18 protein-coding genes are annotated in these 18,250 nt (G+C 42.0%); 5 read left to right on the forward strand and 13 right to left on the reverse strand.

The window, feature by feature from the left end:
- Positions 1-8: 8 nt before the first annotated feature.
- Both fabF and ABD772_RS14225 read right to left on the reverse strand, forming a co-directional pair.
- Positions 9-1,262: a beta-ketoacyl-ACP synthase II gene (fabF, locus tag ABD772_RS14220; protein WP_345105764.1), complete on the reverse strand. Its 1,254-nt coding sequence runs from the start codon at positions 1,260-1,262 to the stop codon at positions 9-11.
- Between the two features lie 20 nt (positions 1,263-1,282).
- Positions 1,283-1,519 (reverse strand): acyl carrier protein, encoded by a 237-nt coding sequence (locus ABD772_RS14225; RefSeq protein ID WP_031266521.1) that lies wholly within the window; start codon positions 1,517-1,519, stop codon positions 1,283-1,285.
- Between the two features lie 150 nt (positions 1,520-1,669).
- On the opposite strand from ABD772_RS14225, the gene ABD772_RS14230 reads away from it, so the two are divergent.
- Both ABD772_RS14230 and pyk read left to right on the forward strand, forming a co-directional pair.
- Entirely contained in the window at positions 1,670-2,089 is a 420-nt protein-coding gene (locus ABD772_RS14230) for an IPExxxVDY family protein (protein WP_345105767.1), read from the forward strand.
- 65 nt (positions 2,090-2,154) lie between these two features.
- On the forward strand, positions 2,155-3,591 hold the full coding sequence (gene pyk / locus ABD772_RS14235) for a pyruvate kinase (protein WP_345105770.1): 1,437 nt from the start codon (positions 2,155-2,157) through the stop codon (positions 3,589-3,591).
- Between the two features lie 353 nt (positions 3,592-3,944).
- On the opposite strand, the gene ABD772_RS14240 is transcribed toward pyk, so the two are convergent.
- The 4 genes from ABD772_RS14240 to ABD772_RS14255 all read right to left on the reverse strand — a co-directional run bounded on the left by ABD772_RS14240 (position 3,945) and on the right by ABD772_RS14255 (position 7,292).
- On the reverse strand, positions 3,945-4,379 hold the full coding sequence (locus tag ABD772_RS14240) for an SPW repeat domain-containing protein (RefSeq protein ID WP_345105773.1): 435 nt from the start codon (positions 4,377-4,379) through the stop codon (positions 3,945-3,947).
- A gap of 98 nt (positions 4,380-4,477) precedes the next feature.
- Positions 4,478-4,873 carry a hypothetical protein gene (locus ABD772_RS14245; protein WP_345105776.1) on the reverse strand — a complete coding sequence of 132 codons (396 nt, stop codon included), beginning with the start codon at positions 4,871-4,873 and terminating at the stop codon, positions 4,478-4,480.
- A 143-nt stretch (positions 4,874-5,016) separates the two neighbouring features.
- On the reverse strand, positions 5,017-6,918 hold the full coding sequence (locus tag ABD772_RS14250) for a TonB family protein (protein ID WP_345105778.1): 1,902 nt from the start codon (positions 6,916-6,918) through the stop codon (positions 5,017-5,019).
- Positions 6,919-6,920: 2 nt separating this feature from the next.
- The gene (locus ABD772_RS14255) at positions 6,921-7,292 is read right to left on the reverse strand and encodes a BlaI/MecI/CopY family transcriptional regulator (RefSeq protein WP_345105781.1); all 372 of its coding nucleotides are present in this window, start codon (positions 7,290-7,292) and stop codon (positions 6,921-6,923) included.
- 149 nt (positions 7,293-7,441) lie between these two features.
- Between ABD772_RS14255 and ABD772_RS14260 the strand changes: the two genes are divergently transcribed.
- A complete protein-coding gene (locus tag ABD772_RS14260) occupies positions 7,442-8,845 on the forward strand; it encodes an MBL fold metallo-hydrolase RNA specificity domain-containing protein (protein ID WP_345105784.1) in 1,404 nt (467 codons plus the stop codon).
- Between the two features lie 298 nt (positions 8,846-9,143).
- Here ABD772_RS14260 and ABD772_RS14265 read toward each other — a convergent pair whose 3' ends face one another.
- From ABD772_RS14265 to ABD772_RS14295, 7 genes are all read right to left on the reverse strand, one after another.
- Positions 9,144-10,691, reverse strand: a complete 1,548-nt coding sequence (locus tag ABD772_RS14265; RefSeq protein ID WP_345105786.1) for a M28 family metallopeptidase — start codon at positions 10,689-10,691, stop codon at positions 9,144-9,146.
- A gap of 212 nt (positions 10,692-10,903) precedes the next feature.
- On the reverse strand, positions 10,904-11,437 hold the full coding sequence (locus tag ABD772_RS14270) for a YceI family protein (protein WP_345105789.1): 534 nt from the start codon (positions 11,435-11,437) through the stop codon (positions 10,904-10,906).
- A 55-nt stretch (positions 11,438-11,492) separates the two neighbouring features.
- The gene (locus tag ABD772_RS14275) at positions 11,493-12,803 is read right to left on the reverse strand and encodes a carbohydrate porin (RefSeq protein WP_345105791.1); all 1,311 of its coding nucleotides are present in this window, start codon (positions 12,801-12,803) and stop codon (positions 11,493-11,495) included.
- 54 nt (positions 12,804-12,857) lie between these two features.
- Positions 12,858-13,508 (reverse strand): HD domain-containing protein, encoded by a 651-nt coding sequence (locus ABD772_RS14280; protein WP_345105794.1) that lies wholly within the window; start codon positions 13,506-13,508, stop codon positions 12,858-12,860.
- 34 nt (positions 13,509-13,542) lie between these two features.
- Positions 13,543-13,809 (reverse strand): helix-turn-helix domain-containing protein, encoded by a 267-nt coding sequence (locus tag ABD772_RS14285; RefSeq protein ID WP_345105797.1) that lies wholly within the window; start codon positions 13,807-13,809, stop codon positions 13,543-13,545.
- A 76-nt stretch (positions 13,810-13,885) separates the two neighbouring features.
- Positions 13,886-14,383: a hypothetical protein gene (locus ABD772_RS14290; protein WP_345105799.1), complete on the reverse strand. Its 498-nt coding sequence runs from the start codon at positions 14,381-14,383 to the stop codon at positions 13,886-13,888.
- Positions 14,383-15,558 (reverse strand): THUMP domain-containing class I SAM-dependent RNA methyltransferase, encoded by a 1,176-nt coding sequence (locus tag ABD772_RS14295; RefSeq protein WP_345105802.1) that lies wholly within the window; start codon positions 15,556-15,558, stop codon positions 14,383-14,385. The genes ABD772_RS14290 and ABD772_RS14295 overlap by 1 nt, the downstream gene beginning before the upstream one ends.
- 193 nt (positions 15,559-15,751) lie before the next feature.
- Between ABD772_RS14295 and ABD772_RS14300 the strand changes: the two genes are divergently transcribed.
- Positions 15,752-16,114, forward strand: a complete 363-nt coding sequence (locus tag ABD772_RS14300) for a DUF3127 domain-containing protein (RefSeq protein ID WP_345105804.1) — start codon at positions 15,752-15,754, stop codon at positions 16,112-16,114.
- Positions 16,115-16,430: 316 nt separating this feature from the next.
- Positions 16,431-18,230 (forward strand): sensor histidine kinase, encoded by a 1,800-nt coding sequence (locus ABD772_RS14305; protein ID WP_345105807.1) that lies wholly within the window; start codon positions 16,431-16,433, stop codon positions 18,228-18,230.
- The last annotated feature ends 20 nt before the right edge of the window (positions 18,231-18,250 follow it).

Below are 18,250 nucleotides of genomic sequence, written 5' to 3' on the forward strand. Positions count from 1 at the left end.
CCACTATCTTATTCTTCGTACTTTTTAAATATTACAGAAGCATTGTGGCCACCAAAACCGAAGCCATTGCTTTGTACAATTCTTACCTCTCTTTTTTGAGCCTTGTTAAACGTAAAGTTTATTTTCGAATCAAAAGTAGGATCGTCAGTGAAGTGGTTAATGGTTGGGGGTATAATGCCATTTTTCAATGCCAGGATTGAAGCAATTGCCTCAACAGCACCTGCGGCACCTAGTAAATGGCCGGTCATTGATTTGGTTGAACTAATGTTAATACGATAAACATCTTCGCCAAATACGTCCTGAATAGCCTTAATTTCCTGCGGATCACCAATTGGTGTTGATGTTCCGTGAACATTTACATAATCAATATCAGCTGGCGTTACACCGGCATCTTCCTGTGCTGCGCGCATTACAAAAGCAGCGCCTAAGCCGTCAGGATGCGGAGCAGTCATGTGATAAGCATCGGCACTCATGCCACCGCCTATCATCTCGGCATATATTTTAGCACCACGTGCTTTAGCATGTTCCAGTTCTTCCAAAATAATGGTACCGGCACCTTCGCCTGCCACGAAACCATCGCGGTCAAGGTCAAACGGACGTGAAGCCGTAGCCGGATCGTCATTACGTACAGACAGTGCGTGCATAGCATTAAATCCGCCTATACCGGCTTCATTAATAATAGCTTCAGAACCACCGCTTATAAACATATTAGCTTTACCCAAACGGATATAGTTAAATGAATCAATTAGTGAGTTATTTGAAGATGCGCATGCAGAAACTGTAGAGAAGTTTGGTCCACGCAAACCGTATTTAATAGAAATATGGCCCGGAGCAATGTCGGCAATCATTTTTGGTATAAAGAACGGATTGAATCTTGGTGTACCATCGCCTTTGGCAAAATTGGTAACTTCATCTAAAAACGTTTTTAAACCACCGATACCGGATCCCCAGATAACGCCGATACGACTTACATCTAATTTAGAAAAATCTAAATCAGCGTCTTTTACTGCTTCTTCAGTGCTATACAGGGCGTACTGCACAAAAGGATCAAGCTTGCGCGCATCTTTTCTGCCCAAAAAAGCATCTGCATCAAAGCCTTTGACTTCGCATGCAAATTTTGTTTTGAACAAAGTAGTGTCGAAACTCTTGATCAAAGCAGCGCCACTTACTCCATTAATCAACGAGTTCCAGTATTCTGGAACAGTGTTGCCAATTGGAGTAAGTGCCCCTAGCCCGGTTACTACAACTCGTTTAAACTCCATTTAATTAAATTAAGGAGAGCTTATTTAACGTTTTTTTCAAGGTAAGCTACGGCTTGACCTACTGTGCCGATAGTTTCAGCCTGATCGTCAGGTATAGCCACATTAAATTCTTTCTCAAACTCCATGATAAGTTCCACGGTGTCTAAAGAGTCAGCACCAAGGTCATTGGTGAAGCTAGCCTCAGGTGTTACTTCACTTTCGTCAACACCTAATTTTTCTACAATTATAGCTTTTACTCTTGAAGCGATATCAGACATAGTTTTATTGTTTAATGATTAATAATTTCAGTGCAAAGAAAAATAAAATCTGTTAAATATCAAATGTAAAACTTTTTCCTTTGATGGTAACAAATTTTAAAAGCAAAAGGTTTCAATTTGTATTTTTGCCGGGCGCAAATGTAATGATAATTGAACAAGAAATTTTTAAAGTTTGAGATTGATCTTGATTTTGTACTTATTGCAGTTACAACATCACTAAAAGATTACCGTATTTGTTACTTAATTAACAAGTGTTTAAACTTCGATTTCGTCAAGACTGAAGACCTTGCCGTCGACATTCATCCGGGCGCTGCCCCTTCATATTTCTCATTTTATACCTATAATTGGGAGGCCAGTGAAACCGATTTCTTTTTTATTGGCAACAAAGGCACCGATGGCTACCTGATACCTGAAATGAAAAAGGCAGATTATTTCCTGATGATTAAAAATTATATTGACGATAAAGACCTGGAAAACATTATTTCGGGGCTAAATAGGATATCCGAAATAGTTGCGGCGGTAAAGATTGATCCTAAAAAAATAAAATCACGCGAAAATCTCTTATTTTAGCGCAAAATTTGAAAGTACCGCATGCGCAAATGTCGCGCAGCCAAATAACAGAGAACCCAATAACTATGAACATACCTTATAATCGTACCAAGATTGTTGCCACCATGGGGCCCGCAAGCTCCAAAAAAGAAACCTTGTTGGCGATGATTAAGGCCGGCGTAAACGTTTGCCGTCTTAATTTTTCGCATGGAAAACCTGAAGATCACAAAAAATTTGTTGATCTGATCAGGGAGATCAACGAGCAACACAAAACCAACGTTGCCATATTGGCCGATTTACAAGGACCAAAAATCCGTATTGGGTTGGTAAAAGATGGTGGCATACACCTGATTAATGGTACACATATTAATATTACCACCAAAGAGTGTATTGGTGATGACAACCAGATCTACATCACTTATGAAGCTTTCCCGCAGGACGTACAAGCCAATGAGATCATCTTGTTAGATGATGGAAAGATCCAGATGCGTGTTTTGGAAACCAATAAATTGGATACTGTAGTTTGCGAGGTTGTTCACGGCGGTATCCTGACATCGCGCAAAGGCGTTAACCTGCCAAACACCAAAGTATCTATCCCAAGTTTGACCGAAGAGGATTTATCAAACCTTCAATACGCTTTAGAGTGGGACCTGGATTGGATAGGCCTTTCATTTGTACGTAATGCCGGCGACATTGTTGAACTAAAACAAGTAATTGCCCGCAGCGGTAAAGCAGCCAAAGTAATTGCTAAGGTGGAAAAACCTGAAGCTATTGAAAATATTGACGAGATCATTGCCGCCACTGATGGCGTAATGGTTGCCCGTGGTGACCTGGGCGTTGAATTACCTTTAGAGGAAGTTCCATTATTGCAAAAAATGATTGCCCGTAAATGCCGGGCGGCATCAAAACCGGTAATTGTTGCTACGCAAATGCTGGAGTCAATGATCACCACTCCTCGTCCAACCCGCGCCGAAGTGAATGACGTGGCCAACTCTGTATTAGATGGTGCCGACGCGGTAATGCTAAGCGGTGAAACATCAGTAGGCGAATTCCCGTTGATCGTTATCGAAACCATGGCAAAAATTGTTCGTAATGTCGAGGAGTTAGGTTATCCGTACCATTCTCAAAAAGATGCTAACCCTGAAGCAAATAATGCCAGCTACTTAAGCGATGCCATTTGCGAATCTGCTGCTTCTCTGGCCGATCATACAAACGCAATAGGTGTCGTATCAATGACTACCTCCGGCTATACAGCTTATCAGATATCAAGTTACCGCCCTAAAGCGCATACTTTCATATTCACTTCAAACAAACACCTGTTAAATGCACTAAGCGTGGTTTGGGGCGTACGGACCTTCTACTACGATAAAGTTGAAAGCACGGATCAAACCATTGCCGATGTAAATAACTTGCTTAAAGCCGAAGGAATGGTCAAAGAAGGGGATGTGGTAATTAACACAGCCGCCATCCCGATTGTTAACCATGGCAAAACCAATATGCTGAAAGTAACTGTGATAGAATAATCACATTAACAGTATAAATAAAAGGGGTTTAATATCAATTGATATTAAACCCCTTTGCTTTTAGTAAATGCCGGCCTGGCACACTAAATCTGATACCCTGGCCGAACCGCCAAAGTAATACTCCAGGTAAACGCGCACTATCCTCATAACTTAATCTGTTGTTTTTTTTGACTACCAAATGTGTTTAAGGTTTAACAAGCCTCCTTAACAATTCATTTTCAATAGAGTACCATAAATTTAATGCCAAACTTTGTTTATGTCAATGAATTGATATAATTTTTATTAATACCGGTAACAAAAAAGCGGGCCTGATAAAATCAGGCCCGCTTGCTTTTTTATGATGTGGGTAAATCTTAGTGATTTAATCTGCCTTCGCTTGCATCAATTGATGTGATACCGGCTTCTGGCAAACTGCGGTGCGGACGAGTTAAGAATGGCGATTCTTGAGTAAAGATAGCTTTAATTAATAAAGCCAAACCCATCAGTAAGTGTGGCCAGAAAACGCGGTCGCTAAAAGCATAAGCCCAAGGCAATGTCAACAGGAAAAAACCCATCAATAAGTCAACACAGTTATGCATTTGCACAGGGAAAACCCTCAATTGTCTAAAACCAAGCGGATTGTCGCTAAACAGGGACATGATCAATTGCAACCATCCCAGATAAATGGGCACCAGCAATGCAGCGCCTTTAATGTGTGAAAAGCCGAATGCCCAGGGCGATGCAATAAGCAGCAATGCAAGTGCATAGTTTATAAATCCGAAAGCTGATTTTGAAATGAAAGGTTTCATTATAATTATGTTGTATTACGTTGATCTGATATTTGTCTTAGGGGCAAAATTAACAATTTATGCCTAACATCATTTGTTAAATTAAAAAAAATGATATTTCAGGCTCCGGCAGCCTTTTTAGTAGTCAATTTTGACGCCACATATGCAAAAACACCCAAAATCAGGCCAAATAATACCCCAAATAGCGGGCCATATAACAGCATCATCCGGCGCGGATGTATACCCGTGTACATAGAGGCCATGTCGGCATGATGTGCAACATAGCTATTGTAAAAATAGATATGCACCGCAGTTATCCATACACAGTTTACCAGGCTTACCAAAAAGCCGTGCAAAAAATATTTACCAGGCGCCGCCCTGGCTATCACTACCGCACAAAATACAAATATTACCACCCAAAAGACAGGTTCTACCTTTTCAGGGATAAGCGATACAGTGGCAAAGGCCATAATCAGACCAAAGCACGAAAGTTGAAAAATTAGTTTCCAGTTCATAATGGTTTAATTTATTGGTTTATATAAATATATAAATTTATATTTATTATTTATTCATTTTCAATAGCTTAGCTATTTCCGCATCAGCAAAAAACCCCACGACTATACAATCGCAGGCTTTCAATTATGAAGGGTTTGGATGGTTATTTCTTTTTCTTTGTGGTAACTATTATAACGCCATATTTACCACGGTCGCCATACAACCTGGTGGCCGTTTGATCTTTTAATATCTCTATCGATTGAATATCCTCTTGTTTAATATCTGATAACGACATGCCGGTTTTATATTCCACACCATCAACAATATAAAGCGGCGAATTTTTACCTATTTGTTTTGACTTTAACAGCGAGTCAAGCTTGATACGTGGTGTTGCATCATCCTCAGTATCGAGTGTAAAATTAATCGGCACAGTATAAGATACCCTTACCGGATTTCCGTCCTTGCTAATGCCCGGAGCCCATTTAGGCGATATTGACAGCGCTCTTACAGCCTCCGCATTTATAGTCTCTGACGGGCCGCGCAGCGCATGGATATTTGAAAGCGAACCATCTTTTTCAACCACCATGTTACAGATCACCCTGCCCGAAACGCCATTTTCACGATCCTCTTTCGGATACCTGATAGTGTTACCGAGAAATTTCAAAAATGCGTCCATGCCCCCGGGAAACATGGGTTGTTTATCTACCTGGGTATAAACTTTATCTTCGGCCTGAGAAAGATTAAATTTCACAGGCACAGTATACGATACGCGTACCGCATGGCCATTTTGATAACCCGGTTTCCACTTAGGCGATTTTAAAAGCGCATCGACGGCGGCTTGCTTCAATGTTTCACTTGGCCCGCGTACAGCTGTTATTTCAGACAGGGAACCGTCTTTTTCAACAATAAAAGTTACAATCACCATACCTTCGACTTTATTGTTCCTGTCTGCTTGCGGATAATGTACGGTACTACTTAAAAATTTCATAAATCCATCTAAACCACCGGGGAAAACAGGTTGACTTTCCACTTGAGAAAAGACTTTCTTATCCGGTATGGTATCGGTTTTACTGATGTTTGCTGACGTCCCGTTCACCGTCTTGTTTATTCGATCAGGCTGTTTAGCTTTATTTCCAGCAGGTACATTGACATTATCAGTTACAATATCTACAACATCAGCCGCTGGCATTTTCAAGGCTTTCTCTGTTCTTTTATTAAGGACGGTAATGGCCCTGCTGTTTTTCACCGTAGCCGACGACAAGATCATCATCAAAATAAACAAGGGTGCCGATAGTCCGTATTTGGTTAACATAATACGGTGCGATTTATTTTTTTGCAGCATTTTAATGCGTTCCTTCAATAAGCTATGGTTATAAAAAGGCGTAACCAGTTTATGCGTGTCAGTGTTAAAAGTCTGGCTTAGCAACAACAGGGCGTAATCCACCTTGTCGGTACCCCGCTCAATTACCTGGAGGTCGGCAATAAACTCGTGGATATATTTTATGGCAAAGCGATACAGGTAAACCACCGGGTTAAACCAGTTAATGATCATTACAGTCTCGATGATCATTACATCTATCGAATGCCACTGTCCTGCGTGTACGGCTTCGTGCTCGGCAATAACGGATGAGTGAGACACATTTTCGCCCAGGCTTATCTTCTTAAAAAATGAATACGCCGCTGACGGCGAAGGGCGTTCAATGGCTTTTTTCAAAATGAGCAATTGCCACATCAGCCTTAATATTAAAAACAAGGTAACGGTTATATAGATGGCATTAATGATTTCGCCGAGCGTAAGCGTGCTCTGCACAGCGGCCGCCGGCTTAACTGTATAAATTGCTTCAAGGGTACCGCCGTATATCGTCTGCTGTACGCGCTGCGTAATAAACAGGTTCTTTACCCATTCAGCCTGTATAAGTGGTATGCAGAACGACAACAATGCCGCCGACACCAGGTAAATGCGGTTAAGCTGAAAAAACGTTTCCTTACGCAATAACAGCGCATAAAAGCCAAAGAACAATACCAGGTAAAAATTTACCAGTATCAAATAATGCCACCAGGTCATAATTATTGTTTTTTAAGTTTTTCAATAAGCTTCATGATCTCATCAGCTTCCTTAAGGTCAATTTTCTCTTTCTTGACAAAGTAGGAGAACATGTGCTTTACAGAATTATCAAAATATCCGCTCATCAGCTTATCTGTAGCAAAACTTTGATATTGCTCCTTGCTGATGATTGGGTAATACTCATGGCTTTTGCCGTGAGCCTTGTAAGCAACAAAGCCCTTTGCTTCTAAAATGCGTATAATGGTTGATACCGTATTATACGCCGGTTTAGGTTCGGGCAGATGCTCCAGGACATCTTTTACAAAGCCCTTTTCTATTTGCCAAAGTATTTGCATTAACTGCTCTTCGGCACGGGTTAATTCTTTAATTTCCATGGATCTTAATATTTAATGAACGAGTTTGATTATAATCTTAAACGAAGTTATTAGTTACAAACGATATTTACAACTAATTTTTTAGTTAATTTTTAATTGAACATTTTTTCGTCATCTTCGTTGCTACTCTTCATACTTATTAATTATAAATGGATATAACTTTTCATGGTGCTGCACGCAACGTAACCGGCAGTAAACACTTAATACATTTGCAAGACGGAACCAGCATCCTGTTAGATTGCGGGATGTTTCAGGGATTAGGAGAAAACACCGAAACACTAAACGGACATTTTGGCTTCAACCCCAAAAAACTTGATTATATGATCCTGTCGCATGCGCATATTGATCACTGCGGACTGATACCACGCCTGGTAGCTGAAGGTTTTAATGGCACTATATTCTGCACATCAGCTACTATGGATCTGACACGCATCCTGCTGCTCGACTCGGCCAAGATCCAGATGAGCGATGCAGAGTACAGCAATAAACACCGCGAACGAAAAGGATTGCCCCTTTTAGAGCCACTGTATACCGATGAACAGGCCATGGAGGCTTTACGCCTTTTCAAGATAGTAGAATATCATGAAGAATATGCTATCACTCCATCTGTAAAATTTCATTTTACAGATGCGGGCCACATCCTGGGTAGCTGCGCGGTACACTTGTCTGTTAATGAAAACGGCAAGCATACGCATTTAACCTTCAGTGGCGATGTCGGCCGCTATGGCGATTTGTTGCTGAAAAGCCCACAGCGTTTTCCTCAGGCCGATTATATCATATTGGAGTCGACCTATGGCGATTCATTACATAAAGAATTGGAACCTATTGAAAATGCGCTGCTCGAAGTAGTCAAAGAAACCTGTCTGATTAAAAAGGGTAAGGTCATCATCCCGGCATTTAGTGTGGGGCGCACGCAAGAACTGTTATACGCGCTGAACAGCCTTGAATTGAAAGGCATATTGCCGGATGTTCCTTATTATGTTGACAGCCCGCTGTCTGACAAAGCGACCCAGGTACTGAAAGATCATCCGGAGGTTTATAATAACGAGGTGCGCAAGATTTTAAAGGTAGATGAAGATCCGTTTGCGTTTAAAGGTTTGCGTTTTATTCAGTCAACCGAAGAGTCCATTGCGCTGAATGATGATCCCCGCCCCTGCGTGATCATATCGTCATCGGGCATGGCAGAGGCCGGTCGCGTTAAGCATCATATTAAAAATAACATCCAAAACCCAAAAACCACTATCCTGATTGTTGGTTACTGCGAACCAGGCTCTTTAGGCGGGCATTTAGTGCATGGCGATAGGGAGGTTTATATTTTTGGCGATAAGTATGAGGTAAAGGCTAACGTACGCTCCATAAAATCCATGAGCGCCCATGGCGATTACGAGGACTTATTACACTTTTTGAACTGCCAGGACCCTGATAAAGTTAAAAAGATTTTCCTGGTACACGGCGAGTACGATGTGCAGCAACATTTTGCCCAAACGCTTAAAGCGCATGGCTTTCATGATGTAGAGATACCGTATCAGCATCAAAAGATTGGGCTGGAGTAATATTGTCCTAAACGTTCATGCTGAACTTGTTCAGCATGAACATACTAAGAAAAATCACCTTTTTGAGGAGCTCCCAAAACCGAATTTTTTAACAGGCTTTGATAAGAATGCCTGATCCAAAAGAAGACTTAAAAGTCAGTAATAGTGATCCAAAGTGATCCACTTTTGCAAAACAAAAACCACAATCTATTAATAATCAATCAATTAACTGTCCATGCCGATCCAAATGATCCAAATTGATACACATTCGCGCGTGGATCAGTTAAAAAGTAAAGGCCCGCAATGCGAGGCCTTATTTTCAATTCTTAGCGACTTCCGGTAACGGTTTCCTCGGCATCATTTCATCGCGCTGCGAGGTGTTATAAACAAACCACGCAGTTATGGTGGCAGCTTGTTTCAAATCAGCCTCACTTAACTTATCATAAGTATCCTGATTGCTGTGGTGTGTACGGGTGCTGTAATCCATATTATCCTGAATAAATTGAAAACCCGGAATACCAACCGCATCAAAGGACAAGTGGTCTGTACCACCTGTATTGTTGATAGTAATTGTACCTGCACCCATATCTTTAAATGGTGCTAACCATTGCTGAAAGATCGGTCCGGCTGCCTGGTTGCCTTGCAGATATACCCCACGGATCTTGCCGGTACCGTTATCCAAATTGTAGTAGGCCGATACTTTTGCCTGCTCAGGTTTTAAAACCATGGTTTTAGGGTCGCCAAAATGGTTAAGTACATAATATCTTGAACCCCACAACCCTTGTTCCTCAGAGCTCCACAATACAATGCGTATGGTACGGCGTGGCTTAAAGCCCACACGTTTCAGAATGCGCATTGTTTCCAGCATTACCGCGCTGCCCGCCGCGTTGTCGGTAGCGCCGGTAGCGGCATGCCATGAGTCGAGGTGGCCACCAATAATTACCAGTTGATCTTTAAGTTTACTATCTGTTCCCGGTATCTCGCCAACTACGTCATAACCTTGCAAGTCATTGGTCAGGAACTGGGTTTTGATATCAGCCTCCATTTCAACCTTGATGCCGGCCTTAACCAGGCGTAAAATCCTTTGATAGTCTTCGCCGCTGGTTTCCAGTTCGGGCGCTACGGTTTTCGCCGTATCGGCATAGGATGCACCATTGGTTGTGAACACCGTACCATCAGTACCGCGTGCCTGGCTTAGCACCAATGCAACTCCTTCCTGCACATAAAATTTACTTAGGGCAGAACGCAATGCCAGCATTGAGGCTAGTGAACCACGCCCACCGGTTGTTGCCCGGCGCTGTTGCCTTGCAGGCGCAGGTGTAGCATTAGCCATTGCTGTTAAAGCCGAATCTGTTAAGCGGGTAGCATCCGGCCTGAAAGTATTTTCAACATTGCCTTTAACATCCAGCATTACAATCTTCCCCTTTAAAGTACCTTTGTATTTGTCCAGGTCTGATACGCTGTCGGCCTTTATCAATACTACATTGCCTTTTACCGGTCCGTTGGTGCCAGGTGTCCAGGCCTTGGGGATAGCGACGATGGCATGATAATAAGGCGCTGTGATAGCCGCATAGTTTTTCTGTACTTCCCAGCCTTTGCCAAATTTGCCCCAGGGCTCGCGGGTGGCCTTTACCATGCCCCAGGTTTTGAGCTGATTTACCGCCCAGTCCTGCGCCCGTTTTAACCCCGGCGAGTTAGCCAGACGGGGGCCCGAAACATCGGTTAAATAAAAGGCGGTTTGCATAACCTCAGATTTGTTGAGGCCTTCTTCTTTGATCCTATCCAGCATTTGCTGATCAGTTTGCGCAAATGCGGACAGTGTCGTTACTGCTGATAACAGCAACGCGTAAAATATCTTTCTGTTCATGTTGTGAATAAGTCAGTTACCTAACAAACTTATTTAATTATCGGCATAAAACAAAGCAGGTGTTTCACTTTAAAAAAGTGAAACACCTGAAACACCAAATTGGCATAATGATCTGTCAATAAGACGATTGCGAGAACAGAGTGAAACACTTTGAAACAGTATAGTCAATTTTGACCTGTCTTATTCGCCTTTATTATGATGAGCTCGGAGAGTTACCTGGCTACCTGCACCTCAATACTTACCGACACCTCATTACCCATTACCAAACTCTTCGGCCCGACATTAAAATCAAGGCGGTTTAGCTTAAGGCCGCCCTTAAAGGTTGCCGACGTAGCATCGGTAGTATAAATGAAAGGGATTTCGAACTGTTTAGTTTGACTTTTTATAGTAAGATTAAACTGACCTACATAATTATTGCCGCTTTTATGTTTAAACGATATAGATTTTATGGTGATAGCAGGGTATTTCTGCACATCAAAAAACTCGTCGCTGCGCAGGTGGCTGTCGCGCAGATCATTGTCGGTGTTAATAGAACTAACATCAAGCGATGCCTCAATACTGCTGCTGTCCAGTTTATCAGGATTAAAATTAATATTAGCTTGTAAGGCATTGAATGAGCCTCCGGTTTTTATACCAAGATTTTTTAATTGAAATTTAATATCGGTTTTAAGGATGTTACTTTTTTGTGCAAACCCGACGTTGCATAAAACTAATAGAGGTAGAAGCAGTAAGAAAGTTCGTTTCATATTGCGAATTAACGATGTTTAAAGACGTTATCGTATTTTATCTTGCTTTTGTTACTTAAAATTCGATATGTGCCCTGATCGAGAATACATTTACCGGTCCGCGGTCTTTGTTATAGGCAGGATTTACAATAAACTGGTAATCGGGCGACAAGAAGAATTTACTTTGCCAGGCGTTGAGTTTATAATACAATTCGGCAATCATTTCGGTACCGTAGTTTAACTTACCATCGCCAATAATAAAACCATAGCCTCCCGCAGCTAAATAATTACGATGCGATGCCGATACGCCATTGCCGACGAAAGCCAGGCCCAACTCATCATCTTTACGGGTCCAACTTGAGCCGTTCAGTGTAGCGCCAAAGCTCAGGGAGCGATCGATCTCTGTAAAGTACCAGGTTTGGGTATGGCCATCATTATAACTTATCTTAGCAAATACACCGAAATTATTGGTCAAATACTGATCGGCACTAATGCCAAAACCATATTTACGCCTACCATAAGCTTGCGTTATGTCAACATCAGGAGCCACCGGGCTCAAAGCCAACGCCTGATCATACTTACCCATTTTACCATTGTTCATGAAACCCAATATGCGGGTAGCACCTCTTAAACCATTGATGGTATAGCGTTTCTCAAACTCTAAGGTTTGCGTATTGGCCTTACCAACCTTTTGATCCCATACTGAACCATTGGCTTCAACAGTTGAAAGTGTATAAGCAAATCGTAGTGTCCAGTTGGGCATGCCTAATTCGGCAACAGCACCCAGGGCATAACCGCGTGTATTGGCCGGGTAATCCCAGGCGGCGTTATCCATTAGCGCCCAATTCATAAATTGGGTACGCGCATCGTGGCTAAATTCATTACCGTCAAAAAAATCGGCCATACCAAATTTACCGGCGGTGATTGAAAAGTAATGCTTGCTGTACAAGCCGCCCAATTGGTTGAGACCCGGCTGAATGGTATCCTTTTCTGTCCCCCACTCAAAATTTTGTTTTAAATATAAACGGGCAATATAAATAGCCGGCGATGCACTGCCTACTCTGAAAGTTTCGCCGTTAGGGAAGCCGGCTACACCCAGTGTCTTGCTTAAACCAGATCCGCCGGATATCTCCGGATTAAAATATGCTTCGGCACCTTTCCACAAACGCGCGCCGCCAAACAGCGTTGACGTAAGCGAGCTTTGCGTCTCCATACCGGTTTGTAAACTGTTGTCGCCGGTGTATTTAGCCGAAAATGCAGGTTTGTATTGCGTAATTATAGTTTGCTGAAAATGAAAACTAAAACGCTCGTTTTTCAAGCTATCCTGTGCCGAAGCAAGTTTTACGGCACTAAATAATGTAATTGTAAAAAGTAAATTTCTTTTCATAAAAGGATCATGATTAGGCAAATCTAATAATATTTTTAGACTTGCCTAAAAATATTATTTCAAATTGCATTCTATATAAAATTGCTCCAGATAGTTTTCCATGAATTGATGGCGCTGGGCAGCTAAACGCCTACCGGTTTGGGTATTCATTTTATCCTTGAGCAATAACAGCTTTTCGTAAAAATGGTTAATGGTTGGTGCGGTCGAATTTTTATAAGCGTCTTTACTCAGATTTGGGTCGGGCTTAACTTCGGGATTGTATAACTCCCGGCCTTTGAAACCACCATAGTTGAAAGCGCGGGCAATGCCGATAGCACCTATGGCATCCAGGCGGTCGGCATCCTGTACTACAGCCAGCTCGGGCGAGTGAAATACCGGCGCATCAAAACCAGCTTTGAAAGACATGTACCTGATAATATTTTGTACGTGTTGAATAGTAAAAGGGTCGATACCAATACCGGCCAGATACTTGCCTGCAGTTTCCGGACCTATTTCTTCATCACCCTTGTTGAATTTGCTATCGGCGATATCATGCAGCAATGCAGCTAGTTCTACAGTAAGCAGATTTACCTTTTCGGTCTGTGCAATAAGTTTAGCATTGGTCCAAACGCGGTGTACGTGCCACCAGTCATGCCCGCCCTCGGCATTTTTCAGCGTGTCTTTAACAAAATGTATAGTACTGTTGATTATGGTTGAATGATCCATATTGCAAATGTGAGCTGCAAATATAGAAATCTCTTTAAACGGTACTGCTACGCAAAACTTCCTGCCCGGGTTCTTTTGAATCCGCGTCTAACAGGTCGGCTGCACTGATCTCCAGGACCTCGGCAATCTGAAACAGCCTTTCAACAGTTATTTTAGTGTAACCCAGCTCAATTTTGCTGTATGCATTCTGAGAAATGTTTAGTTTATAAGCCAGGTATTCCTGAGTATAATTTTTTTCTTCTCGTTTTTTTCTGACTACTGCCGCAATGGCTTTAATTTTTGCATTTAACTTAGCACTCATGTTGTGTTTAGGGGTTGTTACCCCTAACAACGAAAATTTCAAGCGTCTGGATTTATTTTTTTAAATAAAAAATAATTTATTGATTTAGATCATAATTTATGCTTACAGCGGGCAGCAAAGTTGCCATATCAAGTGGTATCTGATCGTAAGAAAGTACGGGTTTGCGGTGCGTATAAAAGCTATAAGCAGCCTTGGTAAACCCAGCGTTTGCAACGGCAGGCGGCGTAAAATTTATGCTGAACGGAATAATAAAATCATGCATTTTTTCATGATTTGGAATAACCCATTTTTTGTTTGAGCGTTTCAGCGCTTCAATTAAGGGTTGGGTGAGTGAAATATCATCTGCATAATAAATAATAATTTTTTTAATAGTACCGTTTTCGTCGGCAGTAAACTTAAACACTACCGTACCCGCGGCCCTGCTTTTAACTAACGCTTGCGGTACCATCACGCTATCTTTAAAAAAACGGTTCATGGCATCTTTGCCACCCTGAAATGGAAAAGCCAGCGTTTCCTGCGCCCGGGCAAAAAAAGCAGTTAGTAATATTGCAGTAACTAATAATATCTTCTTCATCAAATATCTTCTTTAGGCTCGCGCTTGCTGCCCTGATACAATTCATATTCTAACAAACGACAATCCAGCTTGCCATTGTAAAACTCAATGCGTCTTGAGGCGCGCAGACCTATTTTCTTAGCCAGATCAGGGCTACCGGTAAAAATGTAACCACGATAACCCAGGCACTTCTTTTTCATGAAGTCGCCTACACGCTTATAAGTAGCTTCCAACTTGGTATGCACACCCAGTCGCTCGCCGTACTCAGGGTTAAACATAACCACCCCGGGTTCTTCAGGCACCGGCGTTTCTTCGAAGTCACAAACGCTGAATTCTATTAAATGTTCTACACCGGCCGTGCGGGCGTTTTTTTGCGATACTTCAATAGCATCTTTGGAGATATCTGTGGCGATGATCTTAAAGCCGATATCCTTCTTTGCTTTATCTTTTAACAGGCGGCGTTCGGCAAAAAAAACCTGCTCATCATAACCCATTATATGCATAAAACCATAATTCATGCGGAAAAGTCCGGGGTGTTTATCTGTAGCCAGCAAAGCTGCCTCGATAGCCAGAGTTCCGGAACCGCACATGGGGTTAATGAAAGTACTGTTGCGGTCCCAATTGGTAGCCATAATGGTTGATGTAGCCAATGCCTCGAGCATAGGTGCCTTACCGGGGATTTTACGATAACTGTGTTTGGCCAGTGTTTCGCCGGAAGTGTCTAAAAATATCTCCGCGCGGTCGTCCTGCCAGTATAAATGCACGACGGCTTTATTAGCATCGGCACCCGAGTTGGGCCTGATGCCTTTTACCGATTTAATACGGTCGACAATAGCATCCTTAACCTTTACGTTAGCAAATAGTGGCGTTAAAATATGCTCATTATTTACGTTGGAGGTCACCGAGAAGTAACCGCTGAAATCTATCAGATTTTCCCATTCGATCTGTACCAGTTCCTCATACAATTCCTGCGGATTGGCAGCCGTAAAGCTTTTAAGCAGGTATAATATCTGGCTGGCGCAACGTAGGTTTAGATTAAGAGGGATGGTTTCGGTAACGGTGCCTTGCAGCTCTATCCCCGTTTGAAAAATGCGGACAGGCGTAAAGCCTAACTCCTCGACTTCTTGTTGAAGGTAAGGCGATAACCTTTTATTACAGGTGATGATGATTTTACTCTCGGTTTGGAAAACTGACATTATATAGCGTTAAACAAGTTAAATAGCTAACCTGTTTGTTTAAATTTTTAGATAAGCTGCAAAAGTAGCCTTTAAAAAACATTGCCACAATATTTGTTCGGACAATGGATATACCAGTGTGGAAAACTTACTAAATATTGTGCGATGTTACACACTTTTATCTGTTAACTTTACGTTTTTATTTTTTGAAATTATGGAAATTAAGGGTAAAGTACACGAGATATTCCCAACAATGCAGGTTACAGAAGCATTGAAAAAAAGAGAATTGATAGTTGAATATGTAGAGAATCCGCAATATCCGGAGTACTTGAAATTTGAAGCTATTCAAGACCGCTGCAACCTGATAGATAACCTGAAAGTTGGCGACGATGTAGAGGTTTTCTTTAACTTAAGAGGCCGTCCATGGACTGACAAAACCGGCAAGAAAAGCTATTTTAACTCTATGCAGTTATGGCGCGTTAACGTGCTTAACGGTGCAGGCAGCGCCCCTGCCCCAGAGTACGCTGCTCCGGCTGATATCAGCTCGGCGCCCGAAGATGATGATTTGCCATTTTAATTGATATAAGGCTATATTAACATCTTAAAGCATCATGAACAGGCTGTCTCAAAAAGGCAGCCTGTTTTGTTAGGCCTCAGCCAACGGCAATGAAAAAACATGTGCGACCTATTACGCTATGCACTACCTTCTCATTTATGGGCAGATCAAAAGTAAATTAAAGTGGCTTTAGCTTAATCGGTTACGAATTAATCTTTCTTCAGGCATTATCCGTTTAGCCAAACCTCAATGCCCTTACCAAGATGTTAAAAATTGTTAAATGCAGCTTTTGTAGCTTAATTTCAAATATTTTTGTTTTTACTTAAAAGTAACCGGATTGAAAAAGAGCAGCATACGCATAATTATTGGCTTGATGGGCTTTGCGCTATTGGGTGTGCTTGCTACGCAATTATACTTTTTAGTGCAGTCGTATAATTTACAGTCAACACTGTTTGACCGTTCGGTTAATGAGGCTTTGAGCAACGTTGTAGAGAAGTTAAAAAGAAAAGATGCCGATAACTTTTTGATGAACAAGGCCAGCCGTATGGCCGAGAACTATAAACCACTTACCGAGAAACAAACTATCGAGATCAGCGACAAAGGCAACACTAACGTTAAATTTTCGTCGTCAAATAAAGACTCGCTACAAAAACAATTACGCCGCAAACATAAGCTGGCTGCATTGCGCGACAGCTTGAAACATATGCTGATGACCCAGCGCCTTGAGGAACTGGAAAGCCGCATACAACTACATCTTGAAGTAGGCACTGACGAAAATGGTGTAGCCTATGGCCGTTTTACACCGGTTATTCAGACGCCTGAACCTAATAACCACCGCAAAATCGACAAATATATTGTGCAGCGCATGGTATACATCGATCCGCAATTTGGCGAGCAGCTGATTACCAAAACAAGGATAAACCCGCTATGGGTTGCCGAACAGGAACGTAAGCGGAAGGCAGAACAGGTTAATCGCTTTAAAAAATTATTGGCGGCCGACTCGCTCCAAAATCTGGAAGGTAAGAACCATCAAAACGTTATCCAGAATGTGGTGAACGAGTACCAGCGATCCAACGAACCTTTACGTAAACGTATCAATAATCCGCTTTTTGTAGACACCCTGCTACGCACCGAGTTGCAGAACCAAGGCATCTACCTGCCATTTAGCTATGAAATATCTACCGCTAAAAATGACTCGGTAATCTATTCCACCGCTTTGGACAAAACAGGTGCGCGGCCGGTTTTCAATGCGTCTGACAGTTATAACACCCAGATATTTAAAGAAGAGGTAATCAATGATCCGGGGATGATCAGGCTGTCCTTTCCACAAAAAAACTCGCTTATACTTGGCCGCATGACCGCAACCATGGGCGTTACCGGCGGGCTGTTACTGGTACTTATATTTTGCTTTGGTTTTACGCTGTTCGCCATCCTGCGCCAAAAAAAGATATCTGAGATGAAGACCGACTTCATCAACAACATGACCCACGAGTTTAAAACGCCGGTATCAACCATTATGATAGCTGCTGAGGCTTTGAAAGACAGCGAAGTGGCTATAGACAGGACCCGCATTGCCCGCCTGGCGAATATTATTTACGAAGAGAACGAGCGCCTGGGCAGCCATATTGAGCGGGTACTAAACATTGCCAAAATTGACAAGAACGACTTCAAGCTGGAGAAAAAACCAATTGACGTTAATGAGATGATAAGCGTAGTGGTAGATAGCATGTCGCTTAAATTACAGAAATGTGAGGCCGAGGTTGTACTTGAGCTGGATGCTGAAAATGCCGTGATCAACGCCGATGAACTCCATTTTTCGAATGTGTTATATAACCTCATAGACAACGCCATAAAATACAGTACAGAAAGGCCGCATATCACCATCAGCAGCTCAAATAAAAACGGGCAGGTGGTTATCAAAGTAGCCGATAAAGGCATTGGCATGAGCCGCGACCAGCAGGCTAAGATATTTGAACAATTTTATCGGATACCTACCGGTAACGTACATAATGTAAAGGGTTTTGGTTTGGGGTTGAGCTACGTTAATACCATAGTAAAACGATTAAATGGCACAATAAACGTGCGCTCTGAAAAAGATAAAGGATCTGAGTTTGAGTTGAAATTTCAGGGTGCTTAACATAATGAGCTTTCATTAAC

It is taken from the genome of Mucilaginibacter panaciglaebae (assembly GCF_039539265.1).
GTDB lineage: Bacteria > Bacteroidota > Bacteroidia > Sphingobacteriales > Sphingobacteriaceae > Mucilaginibacter > Mucilaginibacter panaciglaebae.